Source organism: Bombilactobacillus sp. ESL1202 (genome assembly GCF_058107125.1).
Genome location: NZ_CM176590.1, coordinates 1644588 through 1663790, shown reverse-complemented (window position 1 = coordinate 1663790; position 19203 = coordinate 1644588). Strand labels below are relative to the sequence as shown.

Below are 19203 nucleotides of genomic sequence, written 5' to 3'. Positions count from 1 at the left end.
TAACCTCTCTTTAAGCCTAATTTTCATTTTGAATGAAAAGGGTTAACTTAACATCAAAACTACATTACCATTATTCAAAAAACAAGGCAAGTTTTTTCCGATAAAAATAAGAAAACCAAGGCGTTTACACCTAGCTATTTTCGTTTTCAGAAAAGCGGTAGGTAATCTTGCCATCACGATGGGCTGTACCAACAATTTGATTGTGTTGGTTAATTTTTAACCACGCCTGATTAAATTCCATAAAATGCTCACTATCAACTTCAATTCGATCTATTTTTTTATCAACCAAATCGTTCAATTGTTGTTCAAAATCCATTTTCTTGCCTCACAATGCAAATTACTTTAATAAACAAATCATTCCTTATATACTGTGTTTGACATGTAAAGTCAAGCTTTTTTTGAAGAAAATCTTAAATTTCTTCATTTTAGCACTTGCATGTTGAGAGTGCTAAATGTATAATTCACTTTGTACCATTAATGTACTCAATGACCAAAGAGGATAACTCCAGATTACAGTTGAGACCAAATTAGGACATCAAATAATAAATGAACCGTTACTTTCATCTATTATTGATCCGAGAGTTATCTTAAAAATTATTTCTACTATAGTATTTAGTTCGGAAGTGATTAAACGTTTTGGAAATTGAAACAAATTTCTCTCAAGAAAGGTGGAATGTAATTCATGCTTTGCCAAAATTGTCATAAAAATGAAGCAACTATCCATCTCTACACTAGTATTAATGGACAACGGGCGGAAGTAAATTTATGCCAGAGTTGTTATCGAAAGTTGCGTGAGCAACAAGCGATGGGAGGTAATTCTAATATGAATAATGATCCATTTGGTTTTGGTGACTTAAGTTCAATTTTTGGGGCAATGGACCCACAACAAGAAATGCGTCGCCAACAACAAATGTCAGCGCAAAGTCAACGTGGTGGCGGTAATAATAATAATTCAAATAGTATTTTGACCCAATTTGGTGTCGATTTAACCGCTCAAGCTAAAGCCGGTAAAATCGATCCCGTTATTGGTCGTGACAAAGAAATTGAACGCGTAATTGAAATTTTAAATCGGCGGACTAAAAATAATCCTGTTTTGATTGGTGAAGCAGGAGTTGGTAAAACTGCTGTGGTTGAGGGTTTAGCTCAAAAAATTGTTGATGGTGAGGTTCCGGAGAAACTACAAGACAAACGCGTGATTCGTTTAGATGTGGTTTCTTTAGTGCAAGGAACTGGTGTCCGGGGTCAATTTGAGCAAAGAATGCAAGAATTGATTACAGAGTTACAAAATAATAAAAATATTATTTTATTCATTGATGAAATTCACGAAATTGTTGGTGCGGGTAATGCCGAAGGCGGTATGGACGCGGGTAATGTCTTAAAGCCTGCTCTAGCCCGTGGAGAGCTCCAATTAGTTGGCGCTACAACTTTTAATGAATATCGTCAAATTGAAAAAGATTCGGCCTTAGCAAGACGTTTGCAACCAGTGGAAGTCAATGAACCCACGGTTGAGCAAACACTCAAAATCTTAAAAGGCATTGAGCCTAAATACGAAGCTTATCACCACGTTAAATATTCTCCAGAAGCTATTAAAGCCGCAGCAGTTTTATCCGATCGTTATATTCAAGATCGTTTCCTACCAGATAAAGCAATTGATTTGTTGGATGAATCTGGTTCACGCAAGAATTTAACTTTAAATCCAGTTGATCCAAAAGAAATTGAAAAGAAGATTAATGAAGCTGAAGCTAATAAGCAAAATGCACTCAAACAAGAAGACTATGAAAAAGCAGCTTTTTATCGCGATCAAACCAAAAAATTAGAAGCTGTTCGTGATAATAAAACCGATAGCGAAAAAGAACCGGAAGTTACGGAAAAAGACATTGAAAGTATTGTTGAAGAAAAAACAAACATTCCAGTCGGTGAATTAAAAGCTCAAGAACAAGAACAATTGCGCAATTTAACTCCAGAATTAGAAGCTCATGTTATTGGGCAAAATAAAGCAGTCGAACAAGTTAGTCGTGCTATCCGCCGTAACCGTGTTGGTTTTAACAAAACTGGCCGTCCCATTGGTTCGTTCCTCTTTGTTGGACCTACTGGAGTTGGTAAAACTGAATTAGCTAAACAATTAGCCAAACAACTCTTTGGTAGTGAAGATTCGATGATTCGGTTTGACATGTCCGAGTATATGGAAAAGCACAGTGTCTCAAAATTAATCGGTTCCCCTCCAGGGTACGTTGGCTATGAAGAAGCTGGGCAATTGACTGAACAAGTTCGGCGTCATCCTTATAGTTTAATCTTATTAGATGAAATTGAAAAAGCTCATCCCGATGTAATGCACATGTTTTTACAAATTTTAGACGATGGACGCTTAACTGATTCACAAGGACGGACAGTTAGTTTCAAAGATACTATCATTATCATGACCTCCAATGCTGGTCAAGGTGAAAGTGAAGCTAGTGTCGGCTTTGGTGCTGAGGCCAATGGCACGACCAATTCTGTTTTGGATAAATTAGGTAATTACTTCAAACCGGAATTTCTCAACAGATTTGATGGAATTATTGAGTTCGATCCGTTATCCAAAGAAAGCTTGCTCAAGATTGTTAACTTAATGATTCAAGATACTAATCGGATGATTGCCGATCAAGGTCTCGATATTGAAGTTACTCAACCTGCTAAAGAAAAGATCGTCGACTTAGGTTATGATCCTGCATTAGGTGCCCGGCCGTTACGTCGGGTCATTCAGGAACAAATTGAAGATCGCGTAGCTGATCATTACCTCGATCATCCTAAAGAAAAGCACCTCAAGGCAGTTTTAGAAAACGACAATATTAAGATTGAAAATAACACTGGCGAAGATAAAAAAGACAGTGCAACCAAAGCTAAAAAAACTCCTGATTCAACCAAGAAAAAAGACGATCAAGATAAGTAACGTAACCAAAAAAAGACAGCCACTTGGCTGTCTTTTTTTGGTTGTTCATTTATAAATGTTCAAACCTTGCTTACTTTTTCTTTTCATCCAGTAAAACAACGCCTTCAGGCGGATTTTGAGCAATGGTACCAACAATCGGATGCGGAACATAAGGTTCTTCCAAGTAGCGCACATCTTCCGGTGTTAACTTAATATTTAAAGCCTGTAAGGCACTATCAAAGTGCTGGGCTTTAGTGGCACCAATAATTGGTGCGCTGACGCCCTTGGCCCATTGCCAAGCAATCGCAATTTGAGCCATAGAAACTTGATATTTAGCTGCTAATTCCTGTACACGGTGCACAATTTTGATATCTTCTTGTTCCATACGATCATATTTACCAGTAGCAACGCGATCTGTTTTGGCACGTAGCGTGGAGCCTTGCCATTGAGGGCGGGTTAAATGCCCAGCCGCTAATGGACTATACGGCATTAATGACACCTGATATTGCTGACAAATCGGCATTAATTCACGTTCATCTTCACGATATAACAAATTATAATGGTTTTCCATAGCTTGAAATTGTGCCCAACCATATTGCTGTGCTACCAACTGTAAATTATGAAATTGATAGCCATACATGGCTGAAGCCCCTAAGGCTCGAACTTTACCGACTTTAACCAATTCATTTAAGGCTGCCATAGTTTCTTCCATTGGCGTTTGGTAATCAAAGCGATGAATCATGTATAAATCTAAATAATCAGTTCCCAAGCGCTGTAAAGTTCCGTCAACTTCTCGTTGAATCGCTACTTTAGATAAGCGACCAGGATTGAAATAAACTTTAGAAGCAATCACGACTTGATCACGCGCTACATTATGTTTTAAAGCTCGGCCTAAATATTCTTCACTAGTACCTTTGGAATAACTATTAGCCGTATCAAAAAAATTAATTCCTAAATCTAGAGCATGTTTCACCACTTGTTCAGTTGAACTGGCATCTAAAGTCCAATCATGCATTGTACCCGCTTGTCCAAAACTCATTGCGCCCACACAAATGGGTGCAATTTTAATCTCGGTTCGCCCTAAGTTTTGATATCTCATTTTAGTTATCCTCCATCATTATTTAACCAAAATCCGACCATGAAAATATTATTATTATGATCCCTCTTTCCTCAAAATTCGATAATCTTTTACTTGACCAGTTTGATATAAATTAATTTTATAATCCAAACGTGTTAAAGATTTTTGTAAGGCTACTTGTTTTTGATATAAAATGGCGCGTTGTTGTTCTAACAAAGCTTGACGTTGCTTTAAAGTAGTCGATCCCTGTTGCATTAACTTAACGTATTCAATTAGCGGTTCAACTGCTACTCCAGAATTACGTAGGCAAATAATCATTTCAATTAAATCTTGCAAGATTGGTGGATAATAGCGATTGCCGTTGGCTTGACGTGGAATTGGCGGTAATAAACCAATTTGTTCATAATAGCGTAAAGTTGCCGGAGTGATGTGATACTTTTGACTCACAGCAGTAATGGTTAAATTTGCCATCCTATCACTTCCCAAAAAAAGACTAGAATAATTTTAAGGACGAAAGCTTAACAAATCCTTAATTTTATTCTAGTCTTAGTTTATTACTTAAAGTTAACTTGAAGTCAAACCTTTAATTCAAAATAATATGACTGTCTTGTGCTTTTACTTCTAATTTAGTTGATGAATTAGCATTCATTTGCTGCCAATCATTTTTTATTTTACGATCCGTTGTTTTGATTAAGGTATCAGTCCCCAATATTTGATAATTGATGGTGGGATGTTGTAATTGCATAATCAATTTAGCATCAGTTAGCTGTAGCTGATTATTTTTATTTAAAATTGCATCAGTCATAACTATCCGTGAATCAACAATTTTTCCTTGCACTTGTGCTTTAATTTGCTGGAAATTAGCATGGCTGTCATCCAGTCGTAGGTGTAATTGTTTAAAATTAGAGTTCTCACTAGTAATCTTGGTATCATCAGTAATTAATTGTGCCTGTTGGTTCACATTCACTTGCTGAAGACGTAAATAACTGTCATCTTGGTGCATTAACAATTGCTTAGTCTGTAGCTGTTGAAGCTTAACATTGGCATCATCCGTCCGCACAATGATTCTTTGCAAATTGGTCTCTTTAGGAACAGTGATAATCAATTTAGGTAACTTAACCCCCAGCGCCATAATAAAATTATAATTAGGTTGTTTAGTTTGGACAACCAGTTGTTTTTGGTGGTTTAAATGATATTTAACTGCTTGATTATACGAACCGACCAATTTCATTTGATAGTTGGTTCCTGACTTGATTTGAACATCAGTGGATGAACTATTTATCTGCAAACCGGTAAATGCCGGTAATTTTTTTTGTTGCTGTAATTTATTTTTCTGACTCAAAACTATAATTTTTGTAGTAGGACCTTGACTGACAAAAGGTTGAACACCATGGTTTAAATAACCGATTATAGTCAAGATTAGGCCAATCACAAAAACTACCAAACTAATACGATATAATTTTTTCATGATTTACCTCCTCGACGAGTCAATTTTTGCCGAAAGTAATTTTTCTGCAAATATTTTTGCCCCATGTGGCGAGCAAAGTTTAAATAATGTGCTGTTAAAAAACGCACACTTTTAATTAACAACGGTACTAAGGCTAGTAAAACACCCAAAATTATCAGAGCAACTCCGATATAAAAACAGCCAACGGCCCAATCACTAGTTAATAGGAGTGGCGTTAACCTTAGCAAAATGAAAATACTGCTGATCAAACAAGCAAATATTATACAAATCCCCGCTACCACCACGGCCAAAACAACGATAAATGCAGCAATGAATAAGACAAGTATTGTTAACAAAGCCGGAATTCCGATTGGCGCTGCCAACATTCCTAATAAAATCCACCAAACCATTCGCAAATTATGCCGGGAAGATTTTGTCGTTGAACTATTGTTGGTTTGTTGCTTAGAAACTACAGGTAATAAAGAATCACTGGCTAAGTAATAGTCTGCTAAAATTTTATGCGCTAATTGTTTAGATGTTCCTAACTCAGCTTCTATCTCAACTAATTGATCAAAACCAGCATCCAAAATAAATTCACGATAAAACTCGACGACTTCTTGTTGTTCATCTACCGGTAATGGACTCAATTCAGTCATTAAGTCATTCAGATAATTTTCCACAATTTTTTTCATTGAGTTCCTCCATAACCTGATTAATTTGGCGACTGAATTGCTGCCAATCACTTTGAATTTCTGTAAATAATTCCTGCCCAGTTTGTGTTAAATGATAATAGCGCCGATTACGGCCTTGAAAAGGCTGATCATAAGTTTCTAAGTAACCACCCTTTTTTAAGCGACGCAAGACTGGATAAATCGTAGATTCTGAAATATCTAGTACTCCTTGAACTTGTTGCGTCAAAGCATAACCATATAGATCTTGCTTTCTTAAAAATGACAATACTGCACCATCTAACAGTCGCGTGGGAACTTGAATAGCCATCCCTTTCGCTCCTTTAACAATATTATATTTCATATAGTATTATATGATAAAAAAGCACCGTTGACAATAGTCATGCTGCTTTTTAAATTAGTTAGTAATTTTATTTTTCAAATAATTAAAAAAACTACATCAATTCTGTAAAGAAGCAACAGTTAGTCATCAAAGTCAAATAAAAAGGACTAACTCCGATTAAATATCGAAAGCTAGTCCCAAATTAAAATTCACTTTACTTTTAGGTGCCCATCATCATTTTGATTTTTGTCTAATCTTTTTATTTCACTAATTAAATTAAAAAACCGAATTTGTCACAGACCACGTTAATTGACCAGCATATTCACTATTATTAGCAAACGCGCCTAAATCTTTTAAATGCAACATTGGACCAGCAACCTGCTGCTTTTTGACGTTCCACCAACCTTTAGAAACTTCAGTTTCGACAACACCAATGTCATCTGCCAGAGAACGATTTAAACTATAAATAACTATTTCATTATTATCCAATATCTGCAACTCACCATCATCTTCCAGTTGATACTTTAAGATATTAGGCAATGAAGAATTAGCATTATTAGTAAAGGGCTTAGACAAGCGTACACTCAAATGCCAATGAGGCTGCTGAGTTGTGTCCTTAACTATTAAGGTCCCACTTTGACCTTTGGCAGTTAAACGAGAAATTGGATTAAGTTGCGGAATAATTTTACCAAAATCTAACGTCGGGACACTTTTTAAAGATACACAACCTGTATAATCATAATATAGATTAACATTAAATGGTTGGGGAATTGAGCTATCACCTACAGGTTTGGCTACTGATGAGAAGACCAATGAATCAGGCATATTTACTACAGCGTAACGTCGATATTTAGTTCTGATTACAGACTTAAATACCTCAGGAAGTTCACTAGTCCTAAATAAACTACCTGCTAGTCTAGTAACTTGTTCGTCACCGTAATTTCCAGTTTCGTCCAAAGACGGCAGCGCCACACCACTACCATCAATATAATAACTAACGTTAATCATACTATTCTCTGGGATAGATAAAATAATTGAAGAAAATTGAGGATTATTTGTCGAAAATTGACCGCCACTATCCACTGCATAGATATAAATTTTATGTGCCCCACCTCCCGGTTTAGGAGTAGCCAATTTTCTTAACAACGTTTTATTGTCAATACTAAAATTATAATCAAGCTCATTTATTGGGGTAGGCTTAACTGTCGTAAAACTATCAATTTTCGTACCTTTAGTTTGAATATTATTAATATCTGTCAATAATTGATCAATCGAATAATATAATGTCACACTAGTACTGTCAGTATCTTTTAAAGATATCCGTTCTGATATTGAATCAAAATTTTCTTCTTCCATATTCCAATTTTTGACATAGTCATGATTTTTAGAAGTACTACTAGTATCTCTAAAAATCAAAGTAGGTTCATCATTAACAAATTCCCGTTTCCAAACTAAAGTTTCTGGTGCACTACGATTAGTAGAAATATAGTTTCCTAGACTATCGACACTTTTATAAATTGTTCCTTTGGGATCATAATCGCTACCACTATCAACAGCCTGCCAATAGCCATGCTCAAAATTACCAATCGTTTTATAATTGTAATTATCATATAAAGATATTCGTCCTAAAGGCGGCATTTTTAAATCAGCAGCAACCAAGCGAGTATTTACCCCTAATTTAATTTTACTAAGTGATTCGTCTCCTCCAAACATTAGATCGGGCACTTTACCAAATGAACTCAAATCCAAAGCTTCTAAACTGTAGCACGCTCCAAATGCAGACCTATTATCAGTGATTTTATTAGTATTAAACTTAGTACCCAAATTGAGTTCAGGTAAGCTAGAACATTCATAAAACATATCTCGAATACTAGTAACTTGGCTCGTATCAAATTTATTCCCCAAATTAAGGCTAATTAAACTTTTACATCTAAAAAACATGCTGTTCATATCATTAACCCTACGAGTATCAAACTTATCGCCCAAGTCAAGATTAGTTAAAGTTTGACATCTATAAAACATATAACTAGTATCGTTAACCCTAATTGTATTAAATTTATCACCTAAGTTTAAGTTGATTAAATTATTACAATCACTAAACATTGAGTTCATATCGACAACTAGAACTGTATCAAATTTATCACCCAAATTTAAGTTGGTTAAATTATTACAACCACTAAACATATAATTCATATCTCTAACTTGACTTGTATCAAATTTATCGCCTAAGTTTAAGTTGGTTAAATTATTACAACCAATAAACATATAACTCATATCTCTAACTTTACTCGTATCAAATTTATCGCCCAAGCTGGTTAAACTACTACAACCGCTAAACATTGAACTCATATCATTGACTTGACTTGTATCAAACTTATCACCCAAGCTGGTTAAACTACTACAACCGCTAAACATTGAACTCATATCATTGACTTGACTTGTATCAAACTTATCACCCAAGCTGGTTAAACTACTACAACCGCTAAACATTGAACTCATATTAGTAACTTGACTTGTATCAAACTTATCACCCAAGCTGGTTAAACTACTACAACCGCTAAACATTGAACTCATATTAGTAACTTGACTTGTATCAAACTTATCACCCAAGCTGGTTAAACTACTACAACCGCTAAACATTGAACTCATATTAGTAACTTGACTTGTATCAAACTTATCACCCAAGCTGGTTAAACTACTACAACCGCTAAACATTGAACTCATATTAGTAACTTGACTTGTATCAAACTTATCACCCAAGCTGGTTAAACTACTACAACCACCAAACATTGAATACATATCATTGACTTGACTTGTATCTAAGTTTTCTAAACCATTAATTTTTTTTAAGTTAACTAATCCATTAAATAAATAAGAACAATCTTTATCTGCTTTTACATTTGGAAAGATATTAATTTGCGTTATGTTATAAATACTATCAACCCAAGGGCCAAATATTCCGTACTCATAATCGGACTCACTGTCAACAGGAACTAAAGTCCCTGCTTCAATATTTAAAGTTCGATTATTTTCGCTTAAATACCAATGGCAGCTTCCTAAATATCCAGAAGTCACTCTTAAACCAATTAAGGGTTCTTTTATTAAACTACGTTTTGATTTATTTGAATTTGATGACATTAAATTATGATTTATTCTAAATATAGAATCATCTACTTTGCTTTCATCCTTGCGATATTTTCGGACTGGACTGGACTGGACTGGACTGGACTGGACTGGACTGAATTCTGTTCTTGGGCAGCTGAAATAGTCATTAATTGTTGTGATTGAAATAAACTAACTGTCAAAAGCAAAAAAGTAAATACATATAGGTTCTTATTCATAAATTTAATTACCCTTTCATCAGTTCATAAGAACAAACATTTCCAAAAAATCATAATCATTAACTAATAATTTCGATTAATATACACCTAGTATAAAACAAAGAAATTGTAGCATATCATGAAAAAACTTCCAATACTTTTTAGTCCTCTTTCGTAAAATTTCCATTTAAATATTGGGGATAAATGTTTCATTAAAAATCAATGACAAAAAAGCCCAATTAGATTCCAATTTTGATTTTTTTAATCATCAAAAAAGTAAACCCAATTAGACTTATTCAAGTTTAAATATCACACTAAAATCTGATTGAAAAGACTAAACATTTTCTACAACTTAGCTGTTAGTTTTACATCCGGATATTTATTTTCAAACCACTGTTCAGCAAAACGATTTTCAAATAAAAAGAGTGGCTGTTCATCTAAATCTTTTACTAAAATATTCCGACTAGAAGACATGGCCGGATCTAATTGCTCAGGGTCAATCCATCTAGCAATTCTAGAACCAATTGGCTTCATAATCACTTCCGTATTATATTCATTTTGCATCCGAAACTTAAAGACCTCAAACTGTAGTTGACCCACAGCACCCAAGATATAATCGCCAGTTTGATAATTACGATACAACTGAACCGCACCTTCCTGGACTAACTGTTGCATCCCCTTATGAAACGACTTTTGCTTCATGACATTTTTAGGAATAACATCCATAAATAATTCTGGAGTAAACTGTGGTAACTCCGGATATTCAATCTCTCTTTTTCCTGTGTAAATGGTATCACCAATTTGAAAATTACCCGTATCATATAAACCTACAATATCACCAGCAACTGCCATTTTAACCTGTTCACGCTGATCAGACATAAATTCAGTAGCATTATTTAAGCGCAATTGCTTTTGCGTCCGTTGCAAGGTCACATCCATGCCCTTCGTGAATTCACCGGAACCAATCCGAACAAACGCAATGCGATCACGATGCTTCGGATTCATATTAGCTTGAATCTTAAACACAAAACCGGAAAATTCTGCATCATCTGCAGCAATCGTGGTTTCATCTTTTAATTCGTGTGCACTGGGTGCTGGTGCTAACTCTAAAAACTGATCTAGGAAAGTTTGTACGCCAAAATTGGTTAAAGCCGAACCAAAGAAGACGGGTGTTTGTTCACCTTGTAAGATTTTAGTACGATCAAATTGATTACCAGCTTCTTTAATTAAGCCAATTTCATCTAAAGTCTGTTGATAAATGCTATCATCTGTCAAAGGTTGATCGGAACTTAAATTTCCTTGTTCGTCTAATGGTAAAAAGCGTTCTTGACCATCTTGTGGGTGATACAATTCAACCCGATTATTCTGTAAATCATATAAACCTTGCAAGGTTTTACCACTACCCATCGGCCAGTTCATCGCACAACCTTCAATGTCTAAAAGGTCTTCTAATTCACCAATTAAATCCAATGGTTCACGACCATCGCGATCTAGTTTATTCATAAAAGTAAAAATCGGAATCCCACGTTTTTTAACAACTTTAAAGAGCTTTTTCGTTTGCGCTTCAATTCCTTTGGCCGAATCAATGACCATCACGGCCGCATCAACTGCCATCAGCGTGCGGTAGGTGTCTTCCGAAAAATCCTCGTGACCCGGAGTATCCAAAATATTAACATGCTTATCATGATAATCAAACTCCATCACCGAACTAGTTACTGAAATGCCCCGCTTTTTTTCAATCTCCATCCAATCAGACGTCGCATAATTGCCTGTTTTTTTACCCTTAACCGTTCCAGCAGAGCGAATTACACCACCAAATAATAACATTTGCTCAGTAATCGTTGTTTTTCCAGCATCCGGGTGCGAAATAATCGCAAAAGTTCGTCTCTGATCTACTGCTTTTTTTAAGTCAGCTTGTTTCATTATTAAATTACACACTCCACTAATTTTTTAAATTATCATCAAGTTTTATTTTTTAAGGATGTGCACCAATTTTTAAACCGTTCTCCTCTACCATTCGCCATCGGGTTTATACTATCTTTCTTAGACAAATGGCCAAAATTAAGCTAATATAAACATATGAAAGGAAATTGTTATGTCCAATAAAAAAGTTTTTGTAATTTATGCTTTCTTATTTATTATCCCTTATCTTTTGTGTCTGGCCTTAATTGGTACTGGCTATGATGCACTCGTTAATCATTATAACAGTTGGTGGCGATTAATCATATGTGCTTTTATTGGCGCGCTTTTGATGGTGGCGGTCAAGTCAATTGCCCATCGCCCCATTAAAATAATTACTCAGCAGACAACTAATCGTTCATTAAAGACAATTATTAATTTTTTCAATATTGATTACAGCTTAATTAATTTCTATTTGAACTTCATGATTGATTTTATTATGACCGTTATTTCAGCTAAGTTAATTCACGTTGTCTTTGCTCCTTACCAAATTCAAGGAACCTTAGTTGGTTGGCTGATTGCACTCTTAGTGTTATCACTAGTTTTAGCCTCTAACCTCGAATATAGCACATTAAGTATTGATCAACAATCAAAATAAATTTTGAATTGACTAAAAAAGCAGGCTGAGCCTGCTTTTTTAGTTTACATAGTCAAATCCTTCAAGCACGATGTAGAAGTTCTTGATATCTTTCATACCACAAATTAACATATCCAGTTGAAAAAGGTCCTTTTTTTTGATCAATCCAATCAATCAAAGTTTCAGTACTATTTTTTAAGATCTGATCAATATCAGCTGAATAATTCCATAAATGTTTATGAGCGGCATATTCATCAACGTCCAACAACCTTTTTTCGCCATCTGGAAAAACTTTTACATCTAAATCATAATCAATGTACTTCAAAGCTTCACGATCTAAAGCAAATGGTGTTGCTAAATTACAATAATACGATGGACCACTATCACGCAACATTGTCACAATATTAAACCAATAGTGTTTGTGAAAATAAACCAGCGCTGGTTCCCGTGTATACCAACGCCGCCGATCACTTTCAGTGACCAAAGTACGGTCATTACAGCCAATTAACTCATTTTCACTAGTCTTTAAAACCATTGTATCACGCCAAGTTCGGTGCAAATGACCATTATGCTTATAACTCTGGATTGCTATGTAATCTCCTTCTTTCGGAACTTGCATAGTTAAACCAGCTTTCCAATTACTAACGCAATTAAATTATATCAAACCAAGTATTTTATGCCACAGTTAATTTAAATTTTCTAACTGTAAACTGATTTGATTACTAGAAAAGCCACGCCTTAACAAAGCCGCATATAATTTTTGCTTAGCATGTGGTTTAGCCTGATAACGTGACCACAGCTTATCAATTGTTTGTTGTAATAACGCTAATTCTTTCTCCTCATCCTGTTGTAAAGCTAAATCTTGTAAAACTTGTTGAATTAAATCATAACTAAAGCCATTGGTTAATAGGCGCTGTTTAATTTTTTCTTGAATTTTTTTAACCGGTTGGCGCCGATTTTGTTGGGCACATTTTTGAGCCAACTTAGTAGCATTTTGGAGCTGAAGCTCTGGTGAATACAAAGTTAGTGCTTGTTGAATAAGATTAGCGACAACCTGCTTTTGTTGCAATTTATGTTGAATTTTCTTCGGACCATCCAAAGTGATTTTTATTTCAGTCCGAACTAAACTTTTGGCAAACTCACTATCATCCAAATATTTTTTTGCCTGTAATTCAGCAATAATTGACGAAATAATCTTTTCTGAAACATCTTGCTTACGCAAATAGGTTCTAATCTCGGCAGTACTACGCAGTTGATAACTCAAATAATTCAAAGCCTGATTGTAGGCGTAATCTTTACTCTCGGCTTGACGCAATTGGTCAACTTGCTCAGCGGTTAACTCTTGGCCCTTAGTTAATTGATAGGAAATCAATAAATTTTCACCCACTGCCAACGAAAATTGATCATCCAAAAAAATATTGTAACGTCCTGGACGTTTCTGAGTAGTAATTTTAGTAATTTTCACTGATTTCTAACCTCTTCTTTGCCTATGATATACTAACCTTATTATTTTAATTCAAGGGAGCTTATTGTGACCATCACTCAATCAGCAGTTAACACGGGACAAATCATTACACTAACAATTAAGAAAATGGGTATTAACGGCGAAGGTCTAGGTTATTACCATCATAAACCGATTTTTGTGCCACAAGCGCTACCTGGTGAAATCATTCACTGCCAGATTACCCATATCCAACCCAAATTTTTGCGGGGAAAAATGCTCGCTTATCAAACAGCTAGTACGTGGCGTAATTTACAACCACCCAAATTAGCTAATCAAGTTGGCGGTTTGGAGTTAGCTCATTTAAAATATTCCGCCCAATTAAAATTTAAACAACTCATTTTAAAACAAGCACTGAAACATTTTCAACCAGCGGGTTTTCGGCATTATCCGATTACCAAAACCATTGGGATGTCAAATCCGTGGCATTATCGTAACAAAGCTCAATTTCAATTACAAGAACAGAAGGGCAAAATTATTTGCGGACTCTATCAAAATCACACGCATCAAGTCGTTGACTCTTTACAAATCCCCACACAAAGTTCTTTAACTTTAAGCGTCTTACAAAAAGTAGTGGCAATCATGCAACAATTAAATTTACCAATTTATAATGAAGCTAAAAATGCTGGCATTTTTAAAACTTTAGTCGTACGTGAAGCAACAGCTAGTCATCGCGTACAATTAACCGTGATCACTCATTCTCGGAAGTTTCCCAAATTACGACCATTTTTGACTGCAGTTCAACAGCAAATCCCTGAAGTTCAAGGGATTTTTCAAAATTATAATCCCCAAACAACAAGTGATATTTGGGGAACAGAAACTAAGTTACTTTGGGGTAAAGAATATTTAACTGAAACTATTAATCAACAACAATTTTTATTGTCCCCCCGCGCTTTTTTGCAATTGAATTCCACCCAAGCTGCCAAATTATATCGTTTAGTGACTCAAGAATTAAATCCCACTTTTGATGACGTCATTGTTGATGCCTATGCGGGCGTGGGAACGATTGGCATTAGCCTGGCCAACCAAGTCAAACAAGTTATTGGTAGTGAAATCATTGCCGAGGCCGTTAACGACGCTAATTTAAATGTGCAACTCAATCATTTAGACAATACACACTACGAATTAGGCGCTACTGAGGATTTATATCCCCAATGGCTCCAACAAGGCTTAAAGCCAACAGGATTGGTAGTTGATCCGCCACGCGTTGGTTTAGCCAATAACTTGGCCAAATTATTAGTCGCCCAAGGACCTAAAAAGTTAATTTATGTTTCTTGTAATCCATCAACTTTAGCGCGGGATTTACGTCAATTAACTACCAGTTATCAAGTCAAAAAAATTATTCCACTGGACATGTTTCCACAAACCCCCCACGTCGAAAGTTTGACAGTATTAGAACGAAAAAAGACCGACTAAAATTTTTCAAAAAATTTAAATGAAGTTTGAAGACTTTAAATTAAAAAAATTCAATAAAGTCATTAAAAAAAGAAGATGAATTAACATTTGAATACAAATAGTCCAAAAGAATTTAAGACCTTGTCACAACAATGTAATATTTTGATTAATCAGCGTCAACTTCAGTTACCAAAATATGAAGAGCGGTCAAAATCAATTCAAAAAATTGAAAAAGAGCTTATCAGAAAAAACTATTTTGATTTAGTCAACGGCTTAGAAGATATAATAAATTCTTCTGATTCAAAACATAAATACTATGGCAATTATACCATCAATGATTTATTAGAATTATACAATCTAAACAAAAAGCTAAGGCAACTAATCTTATCTGCCATCAGTGAATTTGAAATAAGGTTAAAATCATCTATTGCATATTACTTTTCATCACAATACTCTCAATGGAATGATTATTGTAATCCTGAAAATTATAAAAATGTAACCCATAATGATCGTGATGAGATTTTTGTTGCACGCTATGGTTATTCTAGACAATATAGAGGAAATCATCCGACAATTAATCAAAAATCGATGCTTCCTTTCTTTATGACTGATGATAAATTAATTAGTAAATTCAAAAGAAGCAAACGATATCTCAGTTCTTATGGCGGTCATCCGCCACTTTGGATTGCAATTAAAGCATTAAATTTTGGACAACTGCATATAATGTTTTCGTTATTAAATGCCGATATTGCGACAAAAGTTTTGACGGAATTCAATTTCCAGCCTATGGATAGAAATAAATTTGAGTCAATATTACATGTCATAAACTGGTTGCGAAATGAATGCGCACATTTTGAAATGATTAATACTAGCAGATATCATGGTCGATACCCATTAGATCGATCATTAATCCATGATTTGCAATTAAGAACAAATAAATCCCGAAGAAACTTAAATTTATTTCAATCTATGTGTGTACTTGATAAAGTTCAATCATTTGAACAACGATTTAATGAATTATTATTAGATTCTATTCTCTCAGATAAATTAAAAAGAGAATATTTACGCAATATTGGCTACTGGCGACAATGTAATTGGATAATATCTATTGACTTTTAGCCTTAACATATTTACAATGTAGTAAATAAAAATATTTGCCAGTAATGGCGCTGTGTTGCTTAATAGTGCATAGTATAGAAAAACACTCGGATCTCAGACATACGTTTGAATGAAGGGTGTTTTTTAATACACTTTATTTTCAAGGTTATGTTGTAATAACAAATAATAAGGATTAACATTAAATCATTGATATTTAATCTATTTCATATATTCAGAATATAAAATCAAATTCTTAGCTCTTTGAATATTATAGGATAACTAGAAAATAGTTTTACCTAATATAAAGAAGTGATTATTATGTGTCAACATTCAAATGAACTGCAAGTTCAATTTGTACGTCATGGTTGTAAACCATTTTTCAAAAAATATAATGGACAAAAAAACTTAATTCAAACTAAAATTATCCATGCAATTGAACGAGAAGTTGCTACTGGAATGACTAAAGTTAAATTAGCAACACAACAAAGATTAGCTGGTGTTTCTTGTTATGAGTTTCGCTTAAACATTGGTTCCATTGGTTCGGTACGTATTGCATTTACAATACAAAAAAATCAAGCCAAAGTTTACTTTATTAGTCAACATTTACAAAAAGCAACTTTTAGCCAAGAATTAACGCAAGCTTTAAAGGGAGTTCAAGCATGAAAAGCATCCCAATTAAACAAGCAGCTTCGCTAATTAAAAAATTAATGAAAACTAAACGGCAACAACAAGTCACCTTTTTAACCAGAAAAAAAGACCGCTCGTTAATGATTATTACCAGCGATCCAACCATTAAATTAATTGAACAAGGTTATCAAAATCAAACAACTACCTATTTGCTCAATGATAGCCAAGCTAAACATGACATTCATACTGCTTTTAAACGCGAATTTCCTCGTAGTCATCAAGTTTACATTAGTCAAGACAAGTTATAATTGAACCCCATCAAAACTAGTTAACTAATTCAATGGAATAATTAGCACTGCCACTTAATAGTTTCGAAACAGGGCAACGCTTTTCTGCCTGTTTCAACATTTCACTTGCTTGTTCATGGTTAACACTGGGAATCTTAACTAAGGCTTGAACTAAAAATTCTAAACCAGTCGTTGCTTTAACCATCGTCACATGAACTTGAACTGACGATGTATGATCCAGTCCGTGTTCTTTTTCAATTGCCTGTAGAGTAGCATTTAAACAAGTACTCAACGCTAAACCCAATAATTGTTCTGGATTAGTGCCCGGAATTTCTGGTTTGCGTGGATCACTCACAGCCACCGAAATACCTTGGGGCACATACGCATAACCTTGAATACCGGCTTGATTATAAATATCAGTTTCATATAACTTATGATATTTTGTTTGTTCTGTCATTCAGACTCTTCTTTCCCATTTTAATGTTTATTTCAAACAAAAACAGCCAAGGAGAAATTTTCCTTGACTGTTTAGATGAGACAAGCAACTGCTCCCAATCCATTTTGACACAAAAACTTTTAACTTGCCTATTAAATTCATCCTAAAGACTGCTTCTAATAAATAAGAAAGTTTGATGTCTGATAAACAGGAACATCCGCATTGACTACTTTATCTTTAGTTGAATCCCCAAAAGCTGACGACTCAAAGTCCGCTTTTTAATCCATTTTAATACTTTAACCTTATCTTTAGATGCTAACGCATCTTGATAGCAGTTGCAGTAAGTTATCATCTCACCACGTCTTTATTATAGCACTTTTGAAATCGATTTCAACTTTTTTTATTCATATTTACGTTCATGATGCTCAATTTCTGCTAAATAATGCCCAGATGTCATATCAGATTGCGTCAATTTTTGTTGTGAACCGTCAGTAACCAGTTTTTGCTGAAATTGCTGTTCATATTCTGTCAAAGTTAAACGCTGGCGCTGGTTCAAAAGTAAGTGATGCTCTTTCGTTTTTAGTTCTGCACGAAAATTCGCTTGTAAAGTTCCAAAAAATAATTCTGCTTCTGAACCCGAACCATAACTATACAAACCAATACGTTGCCCTGGTAGTAAACTAGAATCATTTTCCAATAACGAAATCAAACCCAGATATAGTGAACCTGTATAAATATTTCCTACCTCTTGTCCGTAGATGATACTTTGCTCAAAACGCTGGGTTAAGCGTTGATAATCAGTAGCGGGAATTTGTTGCTCTAACGTTCGTAAAGCTTTCCGACCCATTTTAGAAAATGGGATATGAAATAATAGGGCCGCCAAATTTTCAACTTGAGTTTTTTGGGCAATAGTGGCTTGTTGCCAAAGTTCAGTAAACATTTGCAGATAAACTTCTTCCGAATACTTACCTCTGGCAAAGGCTTCTTGTGAATAATTAGGTCGCCAAAAATCGCCAGTACTTTGACTAGCATAAAATGATTTTTTTTCTAGCGCTAAAATTCGTGGTTCAGCACTAACTAGCATTGCTACCGCTCCTGCTCCTTGCGTTACTTCACCAGCAGTCTTTAAACCATAACGCGCAATATCACTTGCAATGACCAAAGCTTTTTGCTCTGGATGTAAACGTACAAAATCAGCAGCAATTTGTAAACCGGCAGTTGCCCCAAAACAAGCTTCTTTAATTTCAAAAGCCCGCATATTAGTTGGCAATTTTAATAAATCTTGCACAAATAAGGCAGCAGCTTTAGACTGATCAATCCCACTTTCAGTACCAATAATCAACAAACCTAGCTGTTCTTGATCAGTCATGGTTAAAATTTTTTCAGCTGCATTAGCAGCCATTGAAACAATATCTTGATCTAAAGGTGCTACTGCCATCTTTTTTTGACCGATCCCCAATAAATATTTATTAGGATCTACTTGGCGACCTTGTGCTAGATCAATTAAATCCAAATATTGTTGTGGCGTATAAAAATCAATTTTATCAATTCCAACTTGCATG

Annotated in this window: 18 protein-coding genes; 6 read left to right on the top strand and 12 right to left on the bottom strand. The window is 34.8% G+C overall.

Annotated features, from left to right (window positions below; genetic code table 11):
- Window positions 1-130: 130 nt before the first annotated feature.
- Window positions 131-316: a hypothetical protein gene (locus AC3B7A_RS07445; RefSeq protein WP_489755465.1), complete on the bottom strand. Its 186-nt coding sequence runs from the start codon at window positions 314-316 to the stop codon at window positions 131-133.
- A gap of 366 nt (window positions 317-682) precedes the next feature.
- Between AC3B7A_RS07445 and AC3B7A_RS07440 the strand changes: the two genes are divergently transcribed.
- Window positions 683-2926 carry an ATP-dependent Clp protease ATP-binding subunit gene (locus AC3B7A_RS07440; RefSeq protein WP_489755464.1) on the top strand — a complete coding sequence of 748 codons (2244 nt, stop codon included), beginning with the start codon at window positions 683-685 and terminating at the stop codon, window positions 2924-2926.
- Window positions 2927-2996: 70 nt separating this feature from the next.
- On the opposite strand, the gene AC3B7A_RS07435 is transcribed toward AC3B7A_RS07440, so the two are convergent.
- The 7 genes from AC3B7A_RS07435 to AC3B7A_RS07405 all read right to left on the bottom strand — a co-directional run bounded on the left by AC3B7A_RS07435 (window position 2997) and on the right by AC3B7A_RS07405 (window position 11684).
- Entirely contained in the window at window positions 2997-4004 is a 1008-nt protein-coding gene (locus AC3B7A_RS07435) for an aldo/keto reductase (protein WP_489755463.1), read from the bottom strand.
- A gap of 54 nt (window positions 4005-4058) precedes the next feature.
- A complete protein-coding gene (locus tag AC3B7A_RS07430) occupies window positions 4059-4454 on the bottom strand; it encodes a MerR family transcriptional regulator (RefSeq protein WP_489755462.1) in 396 nt (131 codons plus the stop codon).
- Window positions 4455-4566: 112 nt separating this feature from the next.
- Window positions 4567-5451 (bottom strand): DUF4097 family beta strand repeat-containing protein, encoded by an 885-nt coding sequence (locus AC3B7A_RS07425; RefSeq protein ID WP_489755461.1) that lies wholly within the window; start codon window positions 5449-5451, stop codon window positions 4567-4569.
- Window positions 5448-6122, bottom strand: coding sequence for a DUF1700 domain-containing protein (locus AC3B7A_RS07420; RefSeq protein ID WP_489755460.1), 675 nt, complete (start codon window positions 6120-6122; stop codon window positions 5448-5450). Before AC3B7A_RS07420 ends, AC3B7A_RS07425 begins: the two co-directional genes overlap by 4 nt.
- On the bottom strand, window positions 6091-6429 hold the full coding sequence (locus AC3B7A_RS07415) for a PadR family transcriptional regulator (protein WP_489756565.1): 339 nt from the start codon (window positions 6427-6429) through the stop codon (window positions 6091-6093). The genes AC3B7A_RS07420 and AC3B7A_RS07415 overlap by 32 nt, the downstream gene beginning before the upstream one ends.
- A gap of 288 nt (window positions 6430-6717) precedes the next feature.
- Window positions 6718-9579, bottom strand: a complete 2862-nt coding sequence (locus tag AC3B7A_RS07410; RefSeq protein ID WP_489755459.1) for a BspA family leucine-rich repeat surface protein — start codon at window positions 9577-9579, stop codon at window positions 6718-6720.
- 527 nt (window positions 9580-10106) lie between these two features.
- Window positions 10107-11684 (bottom strand): peptide chain release factor 3, encoded by a 1578-nt coding sequence (locus AC3B7A_RS07405; RefSeq protein ID WP_489755458.1) that lies wholly within the window; start codon window positions 11682-11684, stop codon window positions 10107-10109.
- A gap of 172 nt (window positions 11685-11856) precedes the next feature.
- On the opposite strand from AC3B7A_RS07405, the gene AC3B7A_RS07400 reads away from it, so the two are divergent.
- Complete coding sequence (locus AC3B7A_RS07400) at window positions 11857-12318, top strand: hypothetical protein (protein ID WP_489755457.1); 462 nt, start codon at window positions 11857-11859, stop codon at window positions 12316-12318.
- 61 nt (window positions 12319-12379) lie between these two features.
- Here AC3B7A_RS07400 and AC3B7A_RS07395 read toward each other — a convergent pair whose 3' ends face one another.
- Window positions 12380-12916, bottom strand: a complete 537-nt coding sequence (locus AC3B7A_RS07395) for a DUF402 domain-containing protein (protein ID WP_489755456.1) — start codon at window positions 12914-12916, stop codon at window positions 12380-12382.
- A 66-nt stretch (window positions 12917-12982) separates the two neighbouring features.
- Entirely contained in the window at window positions 12983-13762 is a 780-nt protein-coding gene (recX, locus tag AC3B7A_RS07390) for a recombination regulator RecX (protein ID WP_489755455.1), read from the bottom strand.
- Window positions 13763-13828: 66 nt separating this feature from the next.
- Between recX and rlmD the strand changes: the two genes are divergently transcribed.
- The 4 genes from rlmD (at window position 13829) to AC3B7A_RS07370 (ending at window position 17226) form a co-directional block, all read left to right on the top strand.
- Window positions 13829-15214, top strand: coding sequence for a 23S rRNA (uracil(1939)-C(5))-methyltransferase RlmD (rlmD, locus tag AC3B7A_RS07385; protein ID WP_489755454.1), 1386 nt, complete (start codon window positions 13829-13831; stop codon window positions 15212-15214).
- An 87-nt stretch (window positions 15215-15301) separates the two neighbouring features.
- Window positions 15302-16312, top strand: coding sequence for an Abi family protein (locus AC3B7A_RS07380; RefSeq protein WP_489755453.1), 1011 nt, complete (start codon window positions 15302-15304; stop codon window positions 16310-16312).
- Window positions 16313-16609: 297 nt separating this feature from the next.
- Window positions 16610-16954 (top strand): hypothetical protein, encoded by a 345-nt coding sequence (locus AC3B7A_RS07375; protein ID WP_489755452.1) that lies wholly within the window; start codon window positions 16610-16612, stop codon window positions 16952-16954.
- The gene (locus AC3B7A_RS07370) at window positions 16951-17226 is read left to right on the top strand and encodes a hypothetical protein (RefSeq protein WP_489755451.1); all 276 of its coding nucleotides are present in this window, start codon (window positions 16951-16953) and stop codon (window positions 17224-17226) included. The genes AC3B7A_RS07375 and AC3B7A_RS07370 overlap by 4 nt, the downstream gene beginning before the upstream one ends.
- A 16-nt stretch (window positions 17227-17242) precedes the next feature.
- On the opposite strand, the gene AC3B7A_RS07365 is transcribed toward AC3B7A_RS07370, so the two are convergent.
- Both AC3B7A_RS07365 and AC3B7A_RS07360 read right to left on the bottom strand, forming a co-directional pair.
- Window positions 17243-17662: an OsmC family protein gene (locus AC3B7A_RS07365; RefSeq protein WP_489755450.1), complete on the bottom strand. Its 420-nt coding sequence runs from the start codon at window positions 17660-17662 to the stop codon at window positions 17243-17245.
- Window positions 17663-18041: 379 nt separating this feature from the next.
- Entirely contained in the window at window positions 18042-19202 is a 1161-nt protein-coding gene (locus tag AC3B7A_RS07360) for a hydroxymethylglutaryl-CoA synthase (RefSeq protein WP_489755449.1), read from the bottom strand.
- Window position 19203: the final 1 nt, after the last annotated feature.

Coding starts and splice junctions, on each gene's coding strand:
- AC3B7A_RS07445 (WP_489755465.1), bottom strand. CDS start 316: ATGGATTTTGAACAACAATTGAACGATTTGGTTGATAAAAAAATAGAT.
- AC3B7A_RS07440 (WP_489755464.1), top strand. CDS start 683: ATGCTTTGCCAAAATTGTCATAAAAATGAAGCAACTATCCATCTCTAC.
- AC3B7A_RS07435 (WP_489755463.1), bottom strand. CDS start 4,004: ATGAGATATCAAAACTTAGGGCGAACCGAGATTAAAATTGCACCCATT.
- AC3B7A_RS07430 (WP_489755462.1), bottom strand. CDS start 4,454: ATGGCAAATTTAACCATTACTGCTGTGAGTCAAAAGTATCACATCACT.
- AC3B7A_RS07425 (WP_489755461.1), bottom strand. CDS start 5,451: ATGAAAAAATTATATCGTATTAGTTTGGTAGTTTTTGTGATTGGCCTA.
- AC3B7A_RS07420 (WP_489755460.1), bottom strand. CDS start 6,122: ATGAAAAAAATTGTGGAAAATTATCTGAATGACTTAATGACTGAATTG.
- AC3B7A_RS07415 (WP_489756565.1), bottom strand. CDS start 6,429: ATGGCTATTCAAGTTCCCACGCGACTGTTAGATGGTGCAGTATTGTCA.
- AC3B7A_RS07410 (WP_489755459.1), bottom strand. CDS start 9,579: ATGTCATCAAATTCAAATAAATCAAAACGTAGTTTAATAAAAGAACCC.
- AC3B7A_RS07405 (WP_489755458.1), bottom strand. CDS start 11,684: ATGAAACAAGCTGACTTAAAAAAAGCAGTAGATCAGAGACGAACTTTT.
- AC3B7A_RS07400 (WP_489755457.1), top strand. CDS start 11,857: ATGTCCAATAAAAAAGTTTTTGTAATTTATGCTTTCTTATTTATTATC.
- AC3B7A_RS07395 (WP_489755456.1), bottom strand. CDS start 12,916: ATGCAAGTTCCGAAAGAAGGAGATTACATAGCAATCCAGAGTTATAAG.
- AC3B7A_RS07375 (WP_489755452.1), top strand. CDS start 16,610: ATGTGTCAACATTCAAATGAACTGCAAGTTCAATTTGTACGTCATGGT.
- AC3B7A_RS07370 (WP_489755451.1), top strand. CDS start 16,951: ATGAAAAGCATCCCAATTAAACAAGCAGCTTCGCTAATTAAAAAATTA.
- AC3B7A_RS07365 (WP_489755450.1), bottom strand. CDS start 17,662: ATGACAGAACAAACAAAATATCATAAGTTATATGAAACTGATATTTAT.
- AC3B7A_RS07360 (WP_489755449.1), bottom strand. CDS start 19,202: ATGCAAGTTGGAATTGATAAAATTGATTTTTATACGCCACAACAATAT.